This window comes from Herbidospora daliensis, from assembly GCF_001570585.1.
GTDB classification, from domain to species: domain Bacteria; phylum Actinomycetota; class Actinomycetes; order Streptosporangiales; family Streptosporangiaceae; genus Herbidospora; species Herbidospora daliensis.
Map to the genome: position 1 here is coordinate 653,463 of NZ_BBXF01000005.1, position 17,868 is coordinate 671,330.

Sequence of the window (17,868 nt, forward strand, 5' to 3'; positions counted from 1 at the left end):
TCTCCGCGACGGGTTTGGTCAGCCGTTCCTGTCAGCGATCGTCTCGTCGTGTTCGCGGAGCATCCGCATGACTGTCGCTGCGGAGGGGCGTTTGCCTTTCTTCTTGCCCTTGGTGATGACGAGCCGGGCGGCGATGTCGCGCAGGCTCAGTTCCTGGCTTCGTAGGTGGAGGGCCATGGCGAGCATGGTGTCGTCGGTGACGGTGGCGCCGCCGATGGTCTTGCCGCGGGTGCGCGCGGATTCGTGGCCTTCCAGAGTGCGGTCGCGGATGTATTCGCGTTCCATCCCCGACAACGCCGCCAGCACCGTGAATACGATCCCCGACGGATCATGCGACCCCTGCAACTCCCCGCTCAAGAACTCCAGCCCGACATCACTGGCCTTGAGCTGCTCGGCCAGCTCCGCCATCTGCAGCCCCCGGCCCAACCGCTTGTGCTCATGAATCACCAGCGTGACCGCCACCCCCGACGCACGCACCTCCCGCGCCAAGCTGACCGCCTTATCGAGTTCCGGCCGGCGCAGGGCGCGGGTGGAGATCTTCTCGTGGAAGATCCGGCTTACCCCGGCCGCCTTCAGCGCGTCCAGTTGTGTATCGAGGGATTGGCGGACGGTGGAGGCGCGGGCGTACCCGATCCGCACATGCCCGACCGCCTCCTCCCCGCCAGCGGTTGTGGGGCGGGGTAGTTCGATCCACAGCGTCCCCGGCTTGCGGACCGCCGGCGTCGGAACGGTGAGCGCCTTGGCCAGATGGGGCACCAGCCGGAAACGCGCCGTGTGGTACTGCGTGGCCACCTTGCCCCGGCTGGTCCGGCACGGCGACCCGGCCGGCGCCCCGCAGGCCGACATCGGGCAGTCGCGTTCTTCCACCCGCCGGTAATCATCGCCGTCACTGTTGGCGCCGTTGTCGGTTCCGCTGTTGATGCCGTCGCCGTCGTTGGCGTTGTTGATGTCGTTCACATCGCGAAGTGTTTCATGTGTCCGTTCAAACCGCTTCGCTGTTTGCAACGACACATGCAACGCGATTCGCTCTGGTGGCCCGTCTCGGCTGGCGGCGTTTCATAGGTGGACAAAGCTGAAACTCCGCGAGCCAGCGGCGACCATAGCGGTTCATTGCAAGACCGGCCACATAGCGGGATCGAGTGCGGGCCGTTGGCGGCTTCCGTGAAACGGGGCATAGGTTTGTGGTGATATTGCCGCTATGGAGGGAACCAGATTCCGGTCGGGAACCAGGACAGGGTAGCGGTGAGTTGATCCGGATGGAGGCCACCGCCTTAGATGACGGCCAGATCTATCAGGCCAGCCACGATCAGTTCATCTTCAACCTCCCGCCGCTCCCCTCCCCCGCCCGGCAGATCGTCGAAGGGTACATCCCTCAGCAGCCGCGTGCTTTCCAGAAGCGCGCTGATCTGCTTGAGCGGTTGCATCGGCGGGGTGGTGCGGTGGTCAATGCGGTCACCAGCACCCCGGGCGTTGAGAAGAGCTTGCTGGCCGCCTCATATGCGGGGGCGTGTCAGCGGGCCGGATGGCCGGTCATCGCCTGGATTACCCGCCAAGCCCAAAGACCAGGTCATCACCGAACTGGCGGGCTGGCCCGCCGTCTGAGTTGTTGTCCGCCGAGGATGACGCACAACCGCGGCGGTCAAGGCACGGGATTGGCCGACGGCCGCTGATGAGCCAGCGTTGCTGGTATTCGACAACGCCATGGCGGTGTACCGGTGAGGACGTGGGGTCAGGCCACCGGGCCATGCAGATTCTGATAACCACCCGCAACCGTGCCTTCCACGCCCTGTACCAGGCGGTGGACACCGGCGTCTTCACCCCCGGCCAGGTGACGGCCTTCCTGCACGAGCGCACCGACTTCACCGGTCCGGGTGCCGAGAAAGTGGCGCCCGATTCGCCGGTGCCGCCAGCCGGTCGCCGGTCGCCGGTCAGGTCCACGTCGTGTTCGTCGCCCGTCTCGCTCAGTACCACCCCGCAGACCATCACTGGCCCGTAACGGACCGCCGCGGTTCGCCGCTCAGGTCGGCGGTCAGCGCCGAGGCCGCCGCTTTGACCGCCCCAAGGAACTGCCCCGACGGCCCGGCGTCGGGCCACAGATCCTGGTCCCGGTCGACGGCCACCCACTCGACCTGGTCCGCGCCGGTCAGCACGGCGAACGCGTCGACGCGTTCGGCCGGATCAGCCGGGAGGTCGATCTCGCGCCAGGTTCCGTCGGAGTCGACGACCACCATCCTGCCCCGAGCCGCCTCAGCGTTAGTCATCTTGTAAGTGAACCTTACGTCAGTCACTGCGCCATAAGCGTCGGGTTCACCACTGCAGCCGTTCAGCTTCTGTGAATCCGCAACTCTTCTCCGAGCACGATGAAGGATCAGGGACCCTGATTCCCGCACGCCCTCTTTCGTCGCGCGCCGCCAGCATGCGATGAATCTCAGCCTCGACCGAATCCGGGCAGCAGCCGCGTTGCCAGGAGGCGGACATCGGCCACGAAGACCTTTAGCGGCCCCCATGCAACCCTCCGCCGTGCTCTGGACATCTTGAGGGTATGAGCACATCGGGCCGCGCCCCTGCTTCCTCCACCCTCTCCCGTCCCGCGCGACCCCTGCGCGCGACACCCTCCACCATGCTGATCATGCAATCCCTGGCCGCCGCGCGCCGCCAGGGCGCGGCCGCGCACGGGTACGCGATCGCGCGCGCCACCGGCCTGCGGTCGACTACGGTCTACGCCGTGCTGGAGCGGTTGGAGCAGCGCGGGCTGATCGTCACCGAAACGGCCTCGACCGGCGGCAGGCACCGCCGGATGTGCCGCCTCACCCCCGCCGGCGTGACGGCCGCGGCGGATCTGGCGCGACGCCAGACCGCGACGTGATCGCCACCGAAAGGCACGAAGGGCCCGTGGACGCATGTGTCCACGGGCCAAGTGGCGCTGACCGGTCAGAGCCGCCCAGCGGCGGCGATCTCGGGATCCTTGAAGGTCTCTGCGGGACGCCGTCGCGGTCGCCGGTGACCCGGCCGGCCAGTCTGGCCTCCGCATCGCGTGGGCCCACTGTCCGCCCGAGTAGATCACGACGCTGGACCCGCCGACATGCCGCACGATCATGATCTGGGGGCGCCGTGGCGGACATCCTCAAGCCGTCCAAGAAACGTCCTGGCATCCAGTACATCGCCCAGATATCCGGTGTCTCCGGTCGGGCTGTTTTAAAGCGGTCGCCCATGCCTAGAAGTCAGGGGCGAGTCCCGGTCGTCAAGAGGCTGATAGAGCCTGATCAATCAAGCCCCGTATTGTGGTCCTTGCTCAAATGTTGAGGTCACATTTGCGTAGTCAGTCCGTCGTCACTCTCACTCGTCCCCACACGGTTGGCGGTGAGGTCTTCGCCCCGGGGTATCCGGTCGAGTCGTCGCAGGTGATTCCCCTCGAGCTGGTGGACGCGGCGCCCAAGTGAGGATTGCCCCGGACACCTACCGGATTACCCCACTACCTTTGGAGACGGCACCGTAAAGCTTAGCTTCGCGGCATTGCGCGGTCGTCTATTAAACACCGCTAGCAGACAGCGACCACGCCGTTTCACGGTAGAAACCACTTTCGGAGGGGTCGACTTGCGGTCTGAGCGCCGCCGGATGGCTGGACGCGGGATGAAAACGGACCGTTTGCGGTTCCGATGAAACGGAGCGCCGGTTTGTGGCGACGATGACGCTATGGCGGAAATCGGGTCCGGTGCGTTCGGAATTTCGTTCCTGGCACTGTGGTGCCGCCGGTCGCGGGTGGGTGTGGCCGTCAACCGGATCTTCAACAATGCGAAGCGGAGCCCGTGGTGGATCCTCGCCGCGGTGGTGTTCTCGGCCGTGCTGACGTGGATGACGCATCTGCTCACGCGTTCAGCGTCCGCTGCCGACGAAAGCGGCGAAGAAGCCGCAGGTGAGCGGTCGGCCACCATCTGCGGCGCCAACAGCGGGATCGTCTCCACCGAGACAGGGCACGCACTGTCCAGATGAACGGGTCTGGTGTATCGGGCCGGCGGCGACCAGACGGCCCAACGTCAGCCGACCGGGAAGAACCCAGCAAGGAGCCCGGTGATTCGATCCGGATTGACGCCAAAGGCTTCGGGCAAGGGCGTGCGTATCAGGTCGGCCGTTTCGACCTGCCGCGATTGCCTGCACCGCCGTCCAAGTCAGCGCCAGTGATCGACATCGGCGAGATCCTGCGGACGCCTTCGTCAAGAGGAGCGAGGTGCGGGCTATCGTCCCGTTCCCTTTCAAGATGCTCAGGAGATCAGGTCGCCGCCCAGCTCTCACACTCGATCGCCGGTACCTGAGTGGGTTCTCAGCGCCCCTCAGCACGATCACAGCTCGGACGGAGCAAGCTCGTCGAGTCACGAGCTGAGGAGGTCGGGTGAGAGCCGAGCGATTAGGCGGGTCACGCAGGTGGCCATACGTCGCGGCGGTGTGGTGCTCGTTCTACGGGCTGGCGCACGTGTGGTGGCTGGTCGACCCGGGGTCGCCGCTGGCCCCTCCCGAGGAGCCGTTCTCGCCCGGCCGGTGGGTTGCCGTGGCGCTCGCCTTCTCGGCCGCGACGGTGTGTTCGGCCGCCACGATCGCGCACCGCTGGGCCACGCCCGCGCGGTGGACGCTGGTCGCGGTCGCATGGGTGTCGGGAGCCGGGCTGATCGTCTACTCCTACATGCTCGCCATCAGTCTCGCCACCATGCTCTTCGGGCAGGTCGACCACTGGGGGTCCCTGCTGACCCGCGCGGCCGGGGCGGTGGCCGGGGTGCTGACGCTGGTGTGTGCCGTCGCCGAGCAGCGCAGGGTCCGGCGGGCCTGCGTCCACTGCGGGCGGGTGCACGGGCGTTCGCCGGAGCGGCGTACCGACCCCGCGCCGCGATGGGCCTACGTCGCCGCCTATGTCGCGGTCGGCGGGTGCGCCGCTCGGTTGGCCGCGCTGGTGCTCGACTCCGTCTCGGCGCACGAGCCGCTGCCGTTCACGTCGCCGTTCGGGATCTTCGTCGGCCTGCTGATCGTGGCCGGCACCCTGTTGCCGCTGGCGCTGGTGCATCGGTTCGGCCGGATCTGGCCGCGGTGGGTGGTTCCGCTGGCCGGACGTCAGGTGCCGCGATGGCTCGTGCTCGGACCTGCCTTGTTCGTCGGGGCGGGCATGGCCGGTTACTTCGGCGTGGCCGGGATGACGGCCTGGGTCCTCGGCAAGGGCAACCTGGCCGCCGCGCCCGTCTGGAAGGTGTCGATGGAGATGTTCGGCTACACGTCATGGGGCCTGGGGCTGCTCGTCGCCGCCGTCTCCTACTTCGCTCTGACCAGGCCGGCGCACGTCGTCGAGTAACCGCCGCATCGTCAGCGCGATCTTGACCCTGGTCCGTCCCCCGGGTTCGGCCAGGTCGAGGCCGAGCACCGCGCCGAGCTGGGCGAGACGGCGGGCGACGCTGCTGTGGTGCAGGTGGAGCAGGTCGGCGGCTCCGCGCAGGGAGCCGGTGGCGCAGTAGGCGTCCAGCGTCTCCAGGTCATCAGGGTTCAGCGGGGCGAGGGCGGCCACGTCGGCGTTGGCGCGGGCGGTCTCCGGGGGGATCTCCGCGAGCAGTGCCAGCGCGCCGAGATCGGCGTACCGGATGACCGGCTCGCCCGGTGTGGTGAAGCGCAGGGCGGTGCGGGCGTCCCGCCAGGATCGGCCGACGCCCGCGCGCGAACCGGCCGGGAACCGGGCCACGTCGACAGAGGCCGCCAGGAGCACGCCCACGTCCCCGAGCGCCGCCGCCTTCGCCAGGCCCGCCGCGCAGACGAGACGCGCGACCCGGTCGAGCGGCACAGGTGACACGACCGCGGCGACGGCGACGGGCGAGCCGGGGGCGAAGCCCAGGAGCCGCAGCGCCCGGGCTCTGGCCGCCTCGTCGGCGTCCTCGCTGATCACGAGTTCGACGAGGGCGGGGTCGGCCATCGTGGTGCGGGCCGGGCCGTAGCGTTCCACGACCGACGCGGCCGCGATGGCAAGGCGGTCGAGCAGCAGTTCGTCGAGCGGACCGGGAGGGCCGGGGCGTTCCAGCCACACCGCGCCGATCTCCTCGTCGTCGAGGGAGATCGGGGTGGCCGTCGACGCCGACGGGGCCGGCACGGGTGCGCGGCCGCCGTCGGGGGCGAACCGGATCACCTGGGCAGCCCCGTGAAGCCGGATTCCCGCCACGCACTCCGCCAGGCCCGCCGAGGCGCGGGCCAGCGCCGGCAGATCGACTCGCCGCCGCATCAGGGTGTCGTAGAACATGACGACCCGGATGGCCCCCTCGGCCTCGGAATCCAGCTGCGACAACCGTACGGCGAGTGCCTCCATGTCCCGAGGATAGAAGCCGCAGAACGGCGCAGATCATCGCCCGTCAAGCCGACGCCTGGCGGATGATCCGGGCGGCGCGGGCGGGGAGGATGGCCGCCATGGACCCCGAACTCGACCCGTTCATCCCGCTCATCCCCCGGCCGGACTACGCCGACCCCGTCGCCGAACGGGCGATGACCGCCGCCCTGCTCGCCTCCTTACCCGCTCCGGACACCTCGGCCATGGAGGTGACCGACGCGACCGTGCCGGTGCCGATCCGGATGTACCGGCCGCCGAACGCGCGCGGTGCGGTCGTCTGGTTGCACGGCGGAGGGGGCATCGTGGGCGACCTCGACACCGAGCACCCGTCGGCCGCGCGGCTCGCCGAGGCGTCCGGGGCGATGGTGGTCTCGGTCGGGTTCCGGCTCGCGCCCGAGCACGTGTTCCCGGCCGCGCTCGACGACGCCTACTCCGTGTTGTGCTGGCTGGCCGGCCACGCCGCCGAGCTCGGTGTCGACCCCGGGCTGATCGCCGTCGGGGGCATGAGCGCGGGTGGCGGGCTCGCGGCGGCGATGACGTTGCGGGCGCGGGACGAGGACGGGCCGCCGATCCGGTTCCAGCTGCTCAACCAGCCCATGCTCGACGACCGCAGGCACACCTGGTCGGCGCGGGCGTTCACCCGAACTCCCCGGCTGGACGCGGAGAACCTGGCCGTCATCTGGCGGGCCAACCTCGGGTCAGCCCCGGCCACACCCTACGCGGCGCCCTCCCGGGCCACCGACCTTTCCGGGCTGCCGGCCGCCTACGTCGCGACGGCCGAGTTCGATCCGCTGCGCGACGAGGGCATCGCCTACGCGGTGCGGCTGCTCCAGTCGGGCGTCTCGGTCGAACTTCACCAGTGGCCGGGCACCTTCCACGGCTCGCAGGCGATCCTGTCGGCGGGGGTGTCCCAGCGGCAGAACGCCGAGCTCGGGGCGGCTTTGCGCCGGGCGTTGAAAGACCCGGGTTAGCGGGGAGGTCCCGGGCATGGACCGAGTGCTGGTGTTCGACGTCAACGAGACCCTGATCGACATCGAGTCGATGAACCCGCTGTTCGAGCGGGTCTTCGGCGACGCCCGGGTCGTGCGCGAGTGGTTCGGGCAGCTGATCACGTACTCGATGACGGCCACGTTGTGCGATCGGTGGACGGACTTCTTCACCCTGGGTCAGGGGGTGCTCGGCATGCTGGCCGGCGTCCACGGCGTCGAGATCACACCGGACGACGTCGCCGACGTCACGGAGGCGATGCGGACCATGCCCGCCCACCCGGACGTCGAGCCCGGCCTGACCAGGCTGCTGGACGCCGGCTTCCGCCTGGTCACGCTGACCAACTCTCCGGGCGCGCCCAGCCCGCTCGACAACGCGGGGCTGGGGGCGTACTTCGAGCGCGAGTTCACCGTCGAGGACGCCCGCGCGTACAAGCCCGCACCGCAGGTCTACCGCCTGGTGACCGAGGGGCTCGGGGTGCCGCCGTCGGCGTGTCTCATGGTCACCTGCCACGTCTGGGACAGCGTGGGCGCGCAGAGCGCCGGGTTCTCGGCGGGGCTGATCACCCGGCGGGGCAACGCGCCGCTGCCGGTGGCCGCGCTGCCGCAGCCCGACTTCGTCGCGCCCGACCTGCCCTCGCTGGCGGGGCAGATGATCGAGGGCCGGCCCGGATGGGTTCCGGACCGGCCCTCATAGAAGCGGGGTTACGGCGCGGAGACCGCGTCGAGGATGCCCACCGCGTCGGTGCCCGGCGTGACGACGAGCTTGCGGGTCAGGGTGTACGACCCGCCCGCCGGAACCTCGACGTTGAACCGGCTCATCACCCAGTTGCCCGCGGCGAAGACGTCGAAGGCCGACGCCGGGGTGCCGTAGACGAGGCCGAAGACCTGCGGGTCGGTGCCGGTCATGCCGATGTACGGCCTGGTCGGCGCGTAGACCGTCGCGGTGCCCGGCGGGACCACGCCCGCGCCCGGGATGACGCTGGCCTGGCCGGCCGCGTCGTGGTCCATCGCGTCACCGGTCCACAGGTCGAGCGGCGCCGAGCCGGCGTTGCTCAGCTCGGTCGCGACCGTGGCGAAGTCGTCGCCGGGCTTCAGGGTGTACGTCGTCGTCGCCGTCAGCCCCGTGAAGCCGGTGACCGGGCCGGAGACCCGGACGACGGCCTGGTCGCCGGTCGCCTGGACGATCTTGACGTCGGTGGCCGCGACCGTCCGGATGTCCCACGCGCTGCCGCCGGTCGGCTGGGTCGCCGAGACGTAGGGCAGGTTGATCCAGTCGAACTGGTCGGCCATGCCGCGGACCGCGACGTCGACCGGCTTGCCCCGGGTGCCGCCGGAGAGCTGCGAGTCGTTGTAGGCGTCGGCGATCGCCATGGAGAACCTGTCGTTCTCGATCATGACGTCGCCGGCGCCCGCCTCGACCAGGCCGGAGCCGATCTGCTTGCCGTAGCTCGCCTCGACCGTGACCGGGCTCAGCGCGACGTCGGCGACGCCGTTGCCCTCCGCCGGCACGGTGACCGTGGTGGTGGCGGTCAGGTAGCCCAGCTTGGCGACCCGCACGTCGTAGGGACCGGCGGGGGCGTCCACCAGGTACTCGCCCTGGGCGTCGGTGGCGGCGGTCGCGACCACCGCGCCGGCCTTCTCCAGGGTGACACGGGCACCCGGGACGGGGTCGCCGCCCGAGGTGACCGTGCCGGCCGCGCGGGCGGCGTCCGGGACCTGGGGGTCGTGCAGGTCGATCTCGCCGGCCCACTTCGCGATGTTCCGGGTGGGGTCGCCACCGTTGGTCGCGTAGTCGGTCAGGTGGTAGAAGCTGAACTGCTTCGTCGCGCCGGCGGCCAGCGTGGCGTCGTAGTAGAGGCCCTCGACGTAGCCGTACGCGCCGACGGCGGCCGGGGTGTCGAGCGCCCACGCGAGACCGTGCGCGGCCTGGCCGTTCGTGGTGGCGGCGTCGGCGCCGACGTAGACGTACTTGCCGGTCCAGCCGGTGGTCTTCAGGCCGGGGTTGGTGCCGGCGAAGCCGGGGATGCGGCCGTTGTCGACCGAGCTGTCGGGGTCGATCATGTAGTTGAAGTAGCCCTGGTAGCCCGTCGTGCCGGTGTTGGTCAGCTTGACCGTCATCTTCACGATGGGGGCGTCCGGCAGGGTCTCGTACCGGACCTGGGCCTTGATCGCCGGGTTCGCCCTGTACTGGCCGTTGCCGACCACGGCCGCGCCGTCGACCGAGAGGTCGGGCAGGTCGATCAGGTCGTTCGGCCGGTCCCACGAATCGGGCGGGGTGAGGCTCGGACGCAGCAGCATCTCGCCCCAGTCGAGGGTCTCGGCGCCGTTGGCGTCGTTGAGCAGCAGGTCGGAGAGGTGACCCAGGCCGAGGCCGCCGGCGAGGTTGTTGGCGGCGCTGTACGGCGTGATGGACGCGCGCACCTTGTCGTTGGCGAGGTAGTAGTACTCCTTGCCCGCGACGAAGTCGGTGCGGGTGCTGCCGTTGCCGTAGTCGGGCGTGTACGTCGACCTGCCCGCCACGGGGTGGGTGACCTTGATCAGCTTCAGGTCGGCCTTCTCGTTCCCGGTCGCGCCGACCGTGACGGCGACGGCCGAGCGGTCGTCGGCGACGAGGCCGCGCTTGGCCGCGGTGACGTTCCAGGCCCCGGCCGCCAGGCCGAGCGTGTAGCGGCCCTTGGCGTCGGTGCTGGTCACGGCGGTGTCCTGACCGGCGGCGACGGCGGTGACCTTCGCGCCGGCGATCGGGGCGCCGGTCTCCTCGTCGGTGACGGTGCCGCTGACGGTCGCCCAGCGCGGCGCGGACTCGCCGCCCGGCACGTAGGCGTACAGGTTGCCGTCCCAGGCGCCCGCGACGACGGTGTTGCCGCTGACGGCCGGGCCCGCGCCGACCCAGGTGCCGATCTCGTGGTTCCACAGGATCTGGCCGGTGTCGACGGCCAGGGCGTAGAACCGGCCGTTGTTGGCGCCGACGAACAGGGTGTCGCCGGCGATCACCGGGCTGGACATGACGCCGCCGTGGTAGATGTCGCCGGGCAGCAGCCGCTCCCAGAAGACGTTGCCGGTCTGGGCGTCGAGGGCGACGACCGCGCCGCTCGGGAAGCCCATGTAGACGACGCCGTCCTTGACGGCCGCGGCGCTCGGGGTCGAGCCGCTGGAGACGAGCGAGGAGCGCGGGCTCTGGTAGGTCCAGAGCGTCGCGCCGGTCTTGGCGTCGCGGGCGACCATGCCGTTGTTGGCGCCGATGAAGACCTTGCCCTCGGCCGCCGTCGGCACGCCGTCCTGCCAGCTGCCGAGCGCCTCGGTGCCGGTCCACTTGCGGGCGCCGGTCGCCAGGTCGTAGGCGAGCACGCGGTCGGCGGTCTCGTTGCCGACGAACACGGTGCCGTCCATGACGGCGGGGGTGCCGTCGCTCATGGTCGCGCCGGACATCGGGGAGGCCCAGATCTGCTTTCCGGTACGGGTGTCGAGCGCCTTCAGCACGCCCTGGCTGCCGATGCCGAACCGGGTCTGGTACGGCCAGAGGACCGTGTGACCGGAGACGGCCGGCGAGTAGTAGCCGTAGGTGCGCTGGTTGTTGGGGGCCGGGGCCTGCTCGGGCACGGCCTTCCACTTCACGTCGCCGGTCTCGGCGTCGACGGCGTACAGCTCCGAGCCGAGGGTCGGCGCGAAGACCAGGCCGTCGGCGAAGGCGAGGCTGCCGTGGATCGACTGCGGCACCTCGACGTTCCACAGCTCCCGGCCGTTGCGCAGCCGGATCGCGTGGATGCGGCTGTTGCCGTCGCCGTTCTCGTCGCGGGTGCCGGCGTACACGACGCCGTCGTGGATGACCGGCGAGCCGGTCAGGAAGGTGCCCTCGGAGCGGAAGCTCCAGGCCAGGCGGCGGCCCGGCTCCTGCGCGGGCGCGACGCCGGTGTGGCCCTGGTCGCCGTGGTGCTGGGTCCAGTCGTCACCGGCGACCGTCTTCAGCTCCGGCTCGTCGGTGAGGGTGAACTCGGCCGACTTGGTCCAGGTCTTGCCGGCCTTGTCGGTCACCTGGACGTCGATGCGGTGCGGGCCGGGGGTCTGCTGGCTGTTGGGCAGGTTGCCGTGCCAGGTGAACTCGCCGCTGGGGTAGAGCGGCCGCCAGTTCTTGTCGCCCGCGATCTGGAAACGCGCCGACACGACCTCGTCACCGGTGTCGTAGGCGTTGATCTGGACGTCGGGCATGCCGGCGGCCGGGACCCTCGAGCCGGGGGCGGGGTTGACGATCGTGATGCGCTCGTTCTCGCCGTACATGCGGAACGGGTTCTGGAAACCGGCGCCCGCCATGTGGATGTAGCGGAAGCCGCGGGGCGCGTTGTCGATCGTGTACGAGCTCGACACCGTCTGGATGTGCTTGGCGGTCGAGGCGAACGCCGACTTGTTCTCGACGTGGTTGGAGTGCTCGTGGCCGACCAGGATCAGCTGCGCCTTGTACTGCTCCAGCACGTCGCCGAAGGCGTCATAGGTCGACGGCGAGCCGAACGGCACGTTCATCGGCTGGTGGGTCAGCACGACCACCTCGATGCCGTCGTGCACGTTGGCGGCCAGGTCGTCCTTGAGCCAGTTCAGCTCCTCCTCGAACGGCGCCGAACCGTTGTTCTCCAGCACGACGAAGTGCCGGTTGCCGTAGTTGAACGAGTACCACTCCGGGCCGACGTTCCTGCGGTAGTTGTCGATCCGGTCCGCGTACGCCGAACCGCCGGCGTACTCGTGGTTGCCGACGGCCGGCCACACGCCGACGGCCGACTGCGCGGTGCCGCGGCGGTAGGTGTCGAACTGGCCCTGGCTGGCGTCGTTGGTGAGGTCGCCGCTGACCGCGATGAAACGCAGGTCGGTGCCGGTGGAGTTGATCTCGCGGATCTGGTCGGGCAGCTGCGCGTTGACGTGCGGGTCGGCGATGTTGGCCCAGGAGAAGACGTCGCCGTCGGAGAGCTCGTCGCGCACCAGCGCGAAGTCCGCGGTCGGGGTGGCGTCGTCGGCCAGCTCGCCGAGGTTCGCCCAGAACCTCGGCTCCTTGTACTGGTCGAGGCCGAACCGGTAGCCGCGGGGCTGGGTGGCCCACACGATGTCGGTCTTGCGGCGGTCGGTGGAGATGGTCAGGGCGTAGGAGCCGTCGGCGGCGGTCGTGGTGGAGACCGTGCCGTCGGACACGCGCACGCGGGCGAGACCGGTCTCACCGGCGTCGCGGCGGCCGTCGCCGTTGGCGTCGACGTACACGACGCCCGTGACGACCGCCTCGGGCGGGTCGACGGCGTTCGCGGCATATGTGGTGAGCGGACCCGCCACGACGCTGACGGCGAGCGCCAGCGTGACGGTGTACAGGACGGCGCGCAGGCGCGCGCGTGTCCCGGTTAACGCGGACAATTCGTGATCCTTCAGGTGAGGAGCGGGGAACGCTCGACGAACCAGATGAGACCGGCACCCGCGACGGCGACAGCCGCCCCGGCGGTGCCGAGCATGAGAGCGCGCGCGGCGACCGGCCCGGTCGCGGCCCTGCGCAGGAACAGCAACGCCGGGAAGGCGAGTGCGATGATCGCCAGCTGGGCGAGCTCGATGCCGACGTTGAAGGAGACCAGGTTGACCAGCATCGAGAGCGACGCGGGCCCGTCGACGCTGAGCGAACCGGCGAAGCCGAGCCCGTGCAGCAGGCCGAAGGCGAAGACGACGGGCAGGCGGCGGCCGGTCCGGGGCGAGAGCAGGTTGTCGAGGGCGACGAAGGCGATCGACAGGGCGACGAGCGGCTCGACGATCCAGCCGGGCACGCTGACCCAGCCGATCGCGGCCAGCACGAGGGTCACCGAGTGGGCGACGGTGAAGGCGGTGGCGACCTCGACGACGTCGCGCAGCCGCTTCGCGCCCAGCAGCAGGGCCAGCAGGAACAGCACGTGGTCGAGCCCGAAGAACAGGTGCTCGGCGCCGAGCAGGACGAAGCCCGGGATCTCCCCGATCGGGTCGGCGTGCCCCACGGTGACGCTGGTGCGGGCCACGTCGAGCAGAGCCGATCCCCGGATCCCGTCGACGTCGTAGGCGACGGTCGTGCGGACGTCGTCGACCAGGCCCTCGGTGCTGCCGAAGACGTCGCTGCGCACGGTCAGCGCGCCGGACGCCGGGCACGCGTAGGCGAGCGCGACCCGCACCGCGCCGGAGTCGGTGAGCTCGACCCGGCCGCCCTCCTGGGCGGCGCACCCGATCGAGCCGCGGCTCAGCCGCACGGCCCCGCCGATGTAGGCGGCCGCCTCGGCCGCGTGCGCGTCGAGCGAGTCGCGCCGCACCCCGGCGGGCACCTCGGCGACGCCGCCGTCGGCGTCGGGGCTGACCACGCCGTCGAGGCTCAGCAGCCGGCCCAGGACGTCGTACTCGACGTCGACGACGGCCGCGACCTCGTCGCCGTGCCCCCGCAGGTCGACGGCGACCGAGGTGGCACGGACGTGCGCCTGCGCCGGCGTCGCGGTGAGGAACGTGACGACGAGGGCGGCGAAGAGGGCGAGCAGACGCACGAGGGGGCACTTCCGTCATGGGGGGATGGCGGTCGTTTCCCAACACTGCTGCGGCCGCTTCAGCCCCGGCAACCTCCGCCGCCCCAATTCACCGACCCTTCCGCTCATGGTCATCCGCTGGCCGAAAGATGGGCTTCTGGGGGTCGGAATCCGTTTCCCTTGCCCAGGGAGGCCGCCATCCGGTCGAGGATCAGGTCGAGGACCTCCCGGGTGGTGGCGAAGTTCAGCCGGGCCCGCGACCCGGCGACGACGCCCACCGCGCCGGAGCCGAACTCGCTCCCGGCGCTGAGCTCGACGCCCGCGTTGCGGCGGAACCAGTCGGCGGCCTCCTCGCCGAGCCCGGCGTCGCGGCAGTCGAGCCAGGCCAGGTAGCCGGCCTCCGGGACGAGCAGGTCCACGCCCGGCAGGGCGGCGACGCGTTCGGCGAGGTGGTCGCGCTGCCGGGTCAGGTGAGCGGTGACGGCGGCCAGCCACGGGTCGCCGTGCGCCCAGGCCGCGCGGGTGGCCGCCACGCCGAGCACGTTGGTGGCGCCGTAGAGGTCGGGCGGCTGGGCGTCCCAGGCGGTGCGCAGCGCGGCCGGGCCGACGTGGGCGAGCGCGGTGCGCAGCCCCGCGATGTTGAAGGCCTTGGACGCCGACGTCACCGTCACCGTGCGGGCGGCCGTGGCCGCGTCGAGGGCGGCGAACGGGTGGTGGCGGTGCGGGGCGTGCACGAGGTCGGCGTGGATCTCGTCGCTGATCACGGTCAGGTCGTGGCGTTCGGCCAGGTCGGCGACGCGCCGCAGTTCGGCGGCGGTGAACACCTTGCCGGTGGGGTTGTGGGGGTTGACCAGCAGCAGGATCCGGGCGCGCTGGGCGCGTACCCGCTGCTCCAGCAGGTCGTGGTCCCAGGTCCAGCCCCCGCCGGGACCGGGTTCCAGCGGGGCCGCGACGAGCGGGCGGCGCATCGACTCCAGCGTGCGCAGGAACGGCGGATAGCTGGGCGTGAAGGCCACCACGCCGTCGCCGGGCTCGGTGAGCAGCGTCAGGGTCAGCTGAAGGCTCTGGATGAGGTCGGTGACGCCCCGGACGTGACCCGGGTCGGGCCGCCAGCCGTGCCGCCGGTCCATACGGTCGGCGAACGCCCCGGCCAGCGGGTGGCCGTCCCAGTCGGGGTAGCCGAGGTCGCCCCGGCCGAGGGCGGCCCCGATGGCGTCGGCGATCACGGGCGCGAGCGGGAAGTCCATGTCGGCCACCCAGGCGGGCAGCAGCGAGGGCCCGGGGCGGTGCCACTTGACGCCCTGCTTCGCCCGCAACCACTCGATCGGCGCCTCGACCGGATCGGCCGGGCGGCGCGCCGCGAGCAGGCAGTCGCGCATGATCTCCATCTGGCCGTGGTGCTGGGCCAGTTCCTCGTAGAGGTGCTGGAGGGCGGAGTCGCGGGTGAGTTCGCGGCGCGGGCCGAGCGCGCCGGGGTCGGGCTCCGCGTGCAGGGACGCCCCCGGCCGGGAGGCCCGCACGTCGTCGCGGAGCGTCTCCAGCGCGCGGGCGGCCCTGGCCTGAAGGGGGGCGACCGGGCCGCTCGCGTGGAACTCCGCCTCCCGCTCGCGCCGCACGGGGCGGCCGGCGACGAGGTGGCCGCCCCAGTACTCCATCACGCCGAGACAGTGCGTGAGCAGCGCGAACGGGGTGTTGGCGGCGGGCAGGCCGGGCCGGGTGTTGGCCAGTTCGTCGCCGAGCTCGCCGAGGATCGTGCTCATCCCCTCGACCGCACGACCGGCGAAGAAGAGGAAGTCGTCACCGGTGATCGCCACTTGCGTGTAACCGTCCTGCATGGTTACACGATTGCACGCCGGGTCCGTAACCTGTCAAGATGGTTACATGGGGTTCGTCTTCGTGAGCGGCCGCCGCTCCCTCGACTTCGCCGGCACCCGCAAGTGGCGGCACGCCGACACACCGGAGGAGCAGCTGCTCTCCCCCGCCGACCTGTCGCGATGGGTCGAGGCCGCCGGGCTGCTCGACGTCGTGCCCCCGTTCGGCGAATCCGACCTCGCCACCGCGATCGACCTGCGGGAGGCCGTCTACCGCACCGCCTCGGCCCGCCTCGACGGACGCCGCCCGGAGCAGGCCGACGTGACCCTCCTGAACGACCACGCCAGACGCCCGAAGCTCGTCCCCACCCTGCGGCCCGACGGCAGCACCCGCCGGTCGGGCACCCCCGACGAACTCCTGGCCACCCTCGCCGCCGACCTGCTCGACCTGCTGGCCGCCCCGGTCCCCGGCCGCGTCAAGCGCTGCGCCAACACCGAGTGCACCCGCTTGTACGTCGACACCTCACGGGCGGAGAACCGGCAGTGGTGCGGCATGTCGGAATGCGGCAACCGCGCCAAGGTCAGGGCCTTCCGCCAACGGAGGAGTTCGTAGGGGTTTCGTCGAGATCCCGTGCATGGCCTGGCCGCGGCACGGCGGCACCGTCATGATCTTGACGGCGCCTCACCGATGGGATCCCCGATGTCCAGTCGTTCACGCGTGTTGTCGGCCGCCTCGCTCTGCGCGGCCGCTCTTGCGGCCCTGGCGTTCACCGACGCCCTCGACCTGGTGCTCTGGCGGGAGCACCTGGACCGCCCGTTCGCGTTCAGCGCGCTGGCCTTCTTCCTGGCGACGCTCGCCGCCGCCGGACTGCGGCCGGCGTGGGCACGCGATCTCCTGATGGCCTTCGCCGGGCTGGCCACGGCCGCCACGCTGCTCGTGGCGGTGCTCGCCCTCGCCTTCTCCTCCATCGGAGAGGACGGCTTCGTCGACGGGCCGGACCCGTACCGGATCCGCGTTCAGCAGACGATGGCGGGGCTCGGGCCGGACGCGGTGATGTGGCTCAGCCTCCGCAGGGACGACGGGCTGCTCAGCCGGGAGTGGGAACTCGGCTGCTTCAACGACGACGTCCCCGGTGACGGGTTCGACTCGGTCAGGTGGACGGGGCCAGACACGCTGGAGATCCGGGTGGGCGACGGGCGGGCCTTCCCCGTCGCGCTCCACCCCGGCTCGGGCCGGCCGCAGACCACGGCCTCGCTCAACTGCTGACCAGCGGCACACCGGCCCGGTGGCCGCTCGGTGAGACGCCGCGGACGCGTTTGAACGCGACGCTCAGCGCGAAGGCGTTGGCGTAGCCGACGCGGCGGGCGACCGCGTCGATCGTCGTGTCGGAGGAGCGCAGCAGGTCGGCCGCCAGGGCGATGCGCCAGCCCGTCAGGTATGTCAGCGGCGGCTCCCCCACCAGGACGGCGAACCGGCGGGCGAAGGCGGCCCTCGACGCGCCGACCTTCTCGGCCATGGAGGCCACCGTCCACGGGTGGGCCGGGTCGTCGTGGATGAGCCGCAGGGCCGGGCCGATCAGGGGGTCGCTCTGGGCGGCGTACCAGCCGGGGGCGCGGGCTTCGGGGCGGGCGAACCAGGCGCGCAGCGTCGCGATGAGCGCCAGGTCGAGCAGCCGGTCGAGGACGACGCCCTGCCCGGGGCCCTCGTTGTCGACCTCGTGGGCGAGCAGGTCCATGACCGGTGACGGGGTGCTCGACCTCGGCACCAGCACGATCTCCGGGAGGGCGTTCAGCAGGCGGTCGCTGACCTCGCCGCTGACCTGGTAGGTGCCGCTGGCCACGACCGCCGAGCCCTCGGCGGAGCGGCCGCTGGTGCGCGGGCCGAGGCGCAGCTGGTCGGTGACGTCGGTGCCGTCGAGGGTGGTCAGCCGGTTGCCGGGGAGGACGACGATGTCGGGCGGGGTGGCCGGATCGTCGCCGACGGTGTAGTGGTTCGGGCCCTTGACGATGGCGACGTCGCCGGCGGCCAGCAACATCGGCTCCCCGGCGTCGGGGACGATCCACGCGTGGCCGCGCAGCGTGGTGGCCAGGGCGAGCCGGGCCTCGTCGGCGATGCGCAGCGCCCACGGCGGTTCGAGGATCGCCCGGCAGAAGGCCGCGCTGCGCGCGCGGACGCCGTCGAGGAGGTCGGCGAGGGGGTCCATGGACTCCAGCGTAGACGTTCA

16 protein-coding genes are annotated in these 17,868 nt (G+C 71.2%); 8 read left to right on the plus strand and 8 right to left on the minus strand.

What is annotated here, in order from left to right; genetic code table 11:
- Positions 1 to 18: 18 nt before the first annotated feature.
- Positions 19 to 957: a recombinase family protein gene (locus AW274_RS26220; protein WP_232320377.1), complete on the minus strand. Its 939-nt coding sequence runs from the start codon at positions 955 to 957 to the stop codon at positions 19 to 21.
- Between the two features lie 314 nt (positions 958 to 1,271).
- Positions 1,272 to 1,424 carry a hypothetical protein gene (locus AW274_RS40615; protein ID WP_157520737.1) on the minus strand — a complete coding sequence of 51 codons (153 nt, stop codon included), beginning with the start codon at positions 1,422 to 1,424 and terminating at the stop codon, positions 1,272 to 1,274.
- A 320-nt stretch (positions 1,425 to 1,744) separates the two neighbouring features.
- Here AW274_RS40615 and AW274_RS26225 point away from each other — a divergent pair, with 320 nt between their 5' ends.
- The gene (locus AW274_RS26225; protein ID WP_062437211.1) at positions 1,745 to 1,996 is read left to right on the plus strand and encodes a hypothetical protein; all 252 of its coding nucleotides are present in this window, start codon (positions 1,745 to 1,747) and stop codon (positions 1,994 to 1,996) included.
- Here AW274_RS26225 and AW274_RS26230 read toward each other — a convergent pair.
- A complete protein-coding gene (locus AW274_RS26230; RefSeq protein ID WP_157520738.1) occupies positions 1,983 to 2,261 on the minus strand; it encodes a hypothetical protein in 279 nt (92 codons plus the stop codon). The genes AW274_RS26225 and AW274_RS26230 overlap by 14 nt on opposite strands.
- A gap of 368 nt (positions 2,262 to 2,629) precedes the next feature.
- Between AW274_RS26230 and AW274_RS26235 the strand changes: the two genes are divergently transcribed.
- From AW274_RS26235 to AW274_RS26245, 3 genes are all read left to right on the plus strand, one after another.
- A complete protein-coding gene (locus AW274_RS26235; protein ID WP_198169418.1) occupies positions 2,630 to 2,866 on the plus strand; it encodes a PadR family transcriptional regulator in 237 nt (78 codons plus the stop codon).
- 827 nt (positions 2,867 to 3,693) lie between these two features.
- Positions 3,694 to 3,990 carry a hypothetical protein gene (locus AW274_RS26240; protein WP_062437214.1) on the plus strand — a complete coding sequence of 99 codons (297 nt, stop codon included), beginning with the start codon at positions 3,694 to 3,696 and terminating at the stop codon, positions 3,988 to 3,990.
- Between the two features lie 397 nt (positions 3,991 to 4,387).
- Positions 4,388 to 5,332, plus strand: coding sequence for a hypothetical protein (locus AW274_RS26245; RefSeq protein ID WP_157520739.1), 945 nt, complete (start codon positions 4,388 to 4,390; stop codon positions 5,330 to 5,332).
- On the opposite strand, the gene AW274_RS26250 is transcribed toward AW274_RS26245, so the two are convergent.
- Positions 5,258 to 6,328, minus strand: coding sequence for a helix-turn-helix domain-containing protein (locus AW274_RS26250; RefSeq protein WP_062437216.1), 1,071 nt, complete (start codon positions 6,326 to 6,328; stop codon positions 5,258 to 5,260). The two genes, AW274_RS26245 and AW274_RS26250, sit on opposite strands and share 75 nt — an antisense overlap.
- Before the next feature lie 98 nt (positions 6,329 to 6,426).
- On the opposite strand from AW274_RS26250, the gene AW274_RS26255 reads away from it, so the two are divergent.
- Complete coding sequence (locus tag AW274_RS26255; protein ID WP_198169419.1) at positions 6,427 to 7,317, plus strand: alpha/beta hydrolase; 891 nt, start codon at positions 6,427 to 6,429, stop codon at positions 7,315 to 7,317.
- A 16-nt stretch (positions 7,318 to 7,333) separates the two neighbouring features.
- A complete protein-coding gene (locus tag AW274_RS26260; protein ID WP_062437218.1) occupies positions 7,334 to 8,029 on the plus strand; it encodes a haloacid dehalogenase type II in 696 nt (231 codons plus the stop codon).
- An 8-nt stretch (positions 8,030 to 8,037) separates the two neighbouring features.
- On the opposite strand, the gene AW274_RS26265 is transcribed toward AW274_RS26260, so the two are convergent.
- From AW274_RS26265 to AW274_RS26275, 3 genes are all read right to left on the minus strand, one after another.
- Positions 8,038 to 12,720, minus strand: coding sequence for an outer membrane protein assembly factor BamB family protein (locus tag AW274_RS26265; RefSeq protein WP_062437219.1), 4,683 nt, complete (start codon positions 12,718 to 12,720; stop codon positions 8,038 to 8,040).
- Between the two features lie 11 nt (positions 12,721 to 12,731).
- On the minus strand, positions 12,732 to 13,853 hold the full coding sequence (locus AW274_RS26270) for a HupE/UreJ family protein (RefSeq protein WP_062437220.1): 1,122 nt from the start codon (positions 13,851 to 13,853) through the stop codon (positions 12,732 to 12,734).
- Between the two features lie 110 nt (positions 13,854 to 13,963).
- Positions 13,964 to 15,667 carry an aminotransferase class I/II-fold pyridoxal phosphate-dependent enzyme gene (locus AW274_RS26275; RefSeq protein WP_198169420.1) on the minus strand — a complete coding sequence of 568 codons (1,704 nt, stop codon included), beginning with the start codon at positions 15,665 to 15,667 and terminating at the stop codon, positions 13,964 to 13,966.
- A gap of 46 nt (positions 15,668 to 15,713) precedes the next feature.
- On the opposite strand from AW274_RS26275, the gene AW274_RS26280 reads away from it, so the two are divergent.
- On the plus strand, positions 15,714 to 16,256 hold the full coding sequence (locus AW274_RS26280) for a CGNR zinc finger domain-containing protein (protein WP_063813605.1): 543 nt from the start codon (positions 15,714 to 15,716) through the stop codon (positions 16,254 to 16,256).
- Between the two features lie 87 nt (positions 16,257 to 16,343).
- Entirely contained in the window at positions 16,344 to 16,910 is a 567-nt protein-coding gene (locus AW274_RS26285; protein WP_157520740.1) for a hypothetical protein, read from the plus strand.
- Here AW274_RS26285 and AW274_RS26290 read toward each other — a convergent pair.
- Entirely contained in the window at positions 16,900 to 17,847 is a 948-nt protein-coding gene (locus tag AW274_RS26290; protein WP_062437223.1) for an AraC family transcriptional regulator, read from the minus strand. The genes AW274_RS26285 and AW274_RS26290 overlap by 11 nt on opposite strands.
- Between the last annotated feature and the right edge of the window lie 21 nt (positions 17,848 to 17,868).

Excerpts from the sequence above, each read along its gene's own strand:
- AW274_RS26285 (WP_157520740.1), top strand. The coding sequence starts at position 16,344 with ATGTCCAGTCGTTCACGCGTGTTGTCGGCCGCCTCGCTCTGCGCGGCC.
- AW274_RS26260 (WP_062437218.1), top strand. The coding sequence starts at position 7,334 with ATGGACCGAGTGCTGGTGTTCGACGTCAACGAGACCCTGATCGACATC.
- AW274_RS26255 (WP_198169419.1), top strand. The coding sequence starts at position 6,427 with ATGGACCCCGAACTCGACCCGTTCATCCCGCTCATCCCCCGGCCGGAC.
- AW274_RS26280 (WP_063813605.1), top strand. The coding sequence starts at position 15,714 with ATGGGGTTCGTCTTCGTGAGCGGCCGCCGCTCCCTCGACTTCGCCGGC.
- AW274_RS40615 (WP_157520737.1), bottom strand. The coding sequence starts at position 1,424 with ATGCAACCGCTCAAGCAGATCAGCGCGCTTCTGGAAAGCACGCGGCTG.
- AW274_RS26240 (WP_062437214.1), top strand. The coding sequence starts at position 3,694 with ATGGCGGAAATCGGGTCCGGTGCGTTCGGAATTTCGTTCCTGGCACTG.
- AW274_RS26275 (WP_198169420.1), bottom strand. The coding sequence starts at position 15,667 with ATGCAGGACGGTTACACGCAAGTGGCGATCACCGGTGACGACTTCCTC.
- AW274_RS26250 (WP_062437216.1), bottom strand. The coding sequence starts at position 6,328 with ATGGAGGCACTCGCCGTACGGTTGTCGCAGCTGGATTCCGAGGCCGAG.
- AW274_RS26225 (WP_062437211.1), top strand. The coding sequence starts at position 1,745 with ATGCAGATTCTGATAACCACCCGCAACCGTGCCTTCCACGCCCTGTAC.
- AW274_RS26230 (WP_157520738.1), bottom strand. The coding sequence starts at position 2,261 with ATGACTAACGCTGAGGCGGCTCGGGGCAGGATGGTGGTCGTCGACTCC.
- AW274_RS26290 (WP_062437223.1), bottom strand. The coding sequence starts at position 17,847 with ATGGACCCCCTCGCCGACCTCCTCGACGGCGTCCGCGCGCGCAGCGCG.
- AW274_RS26235 (WP_198169418.1), top strand. The coding sequence starts at position 2,630 with ATGCAATCCCTGGCCGCCGCGCGCCGCCAGGGCGCGGCCGCGCACGGG.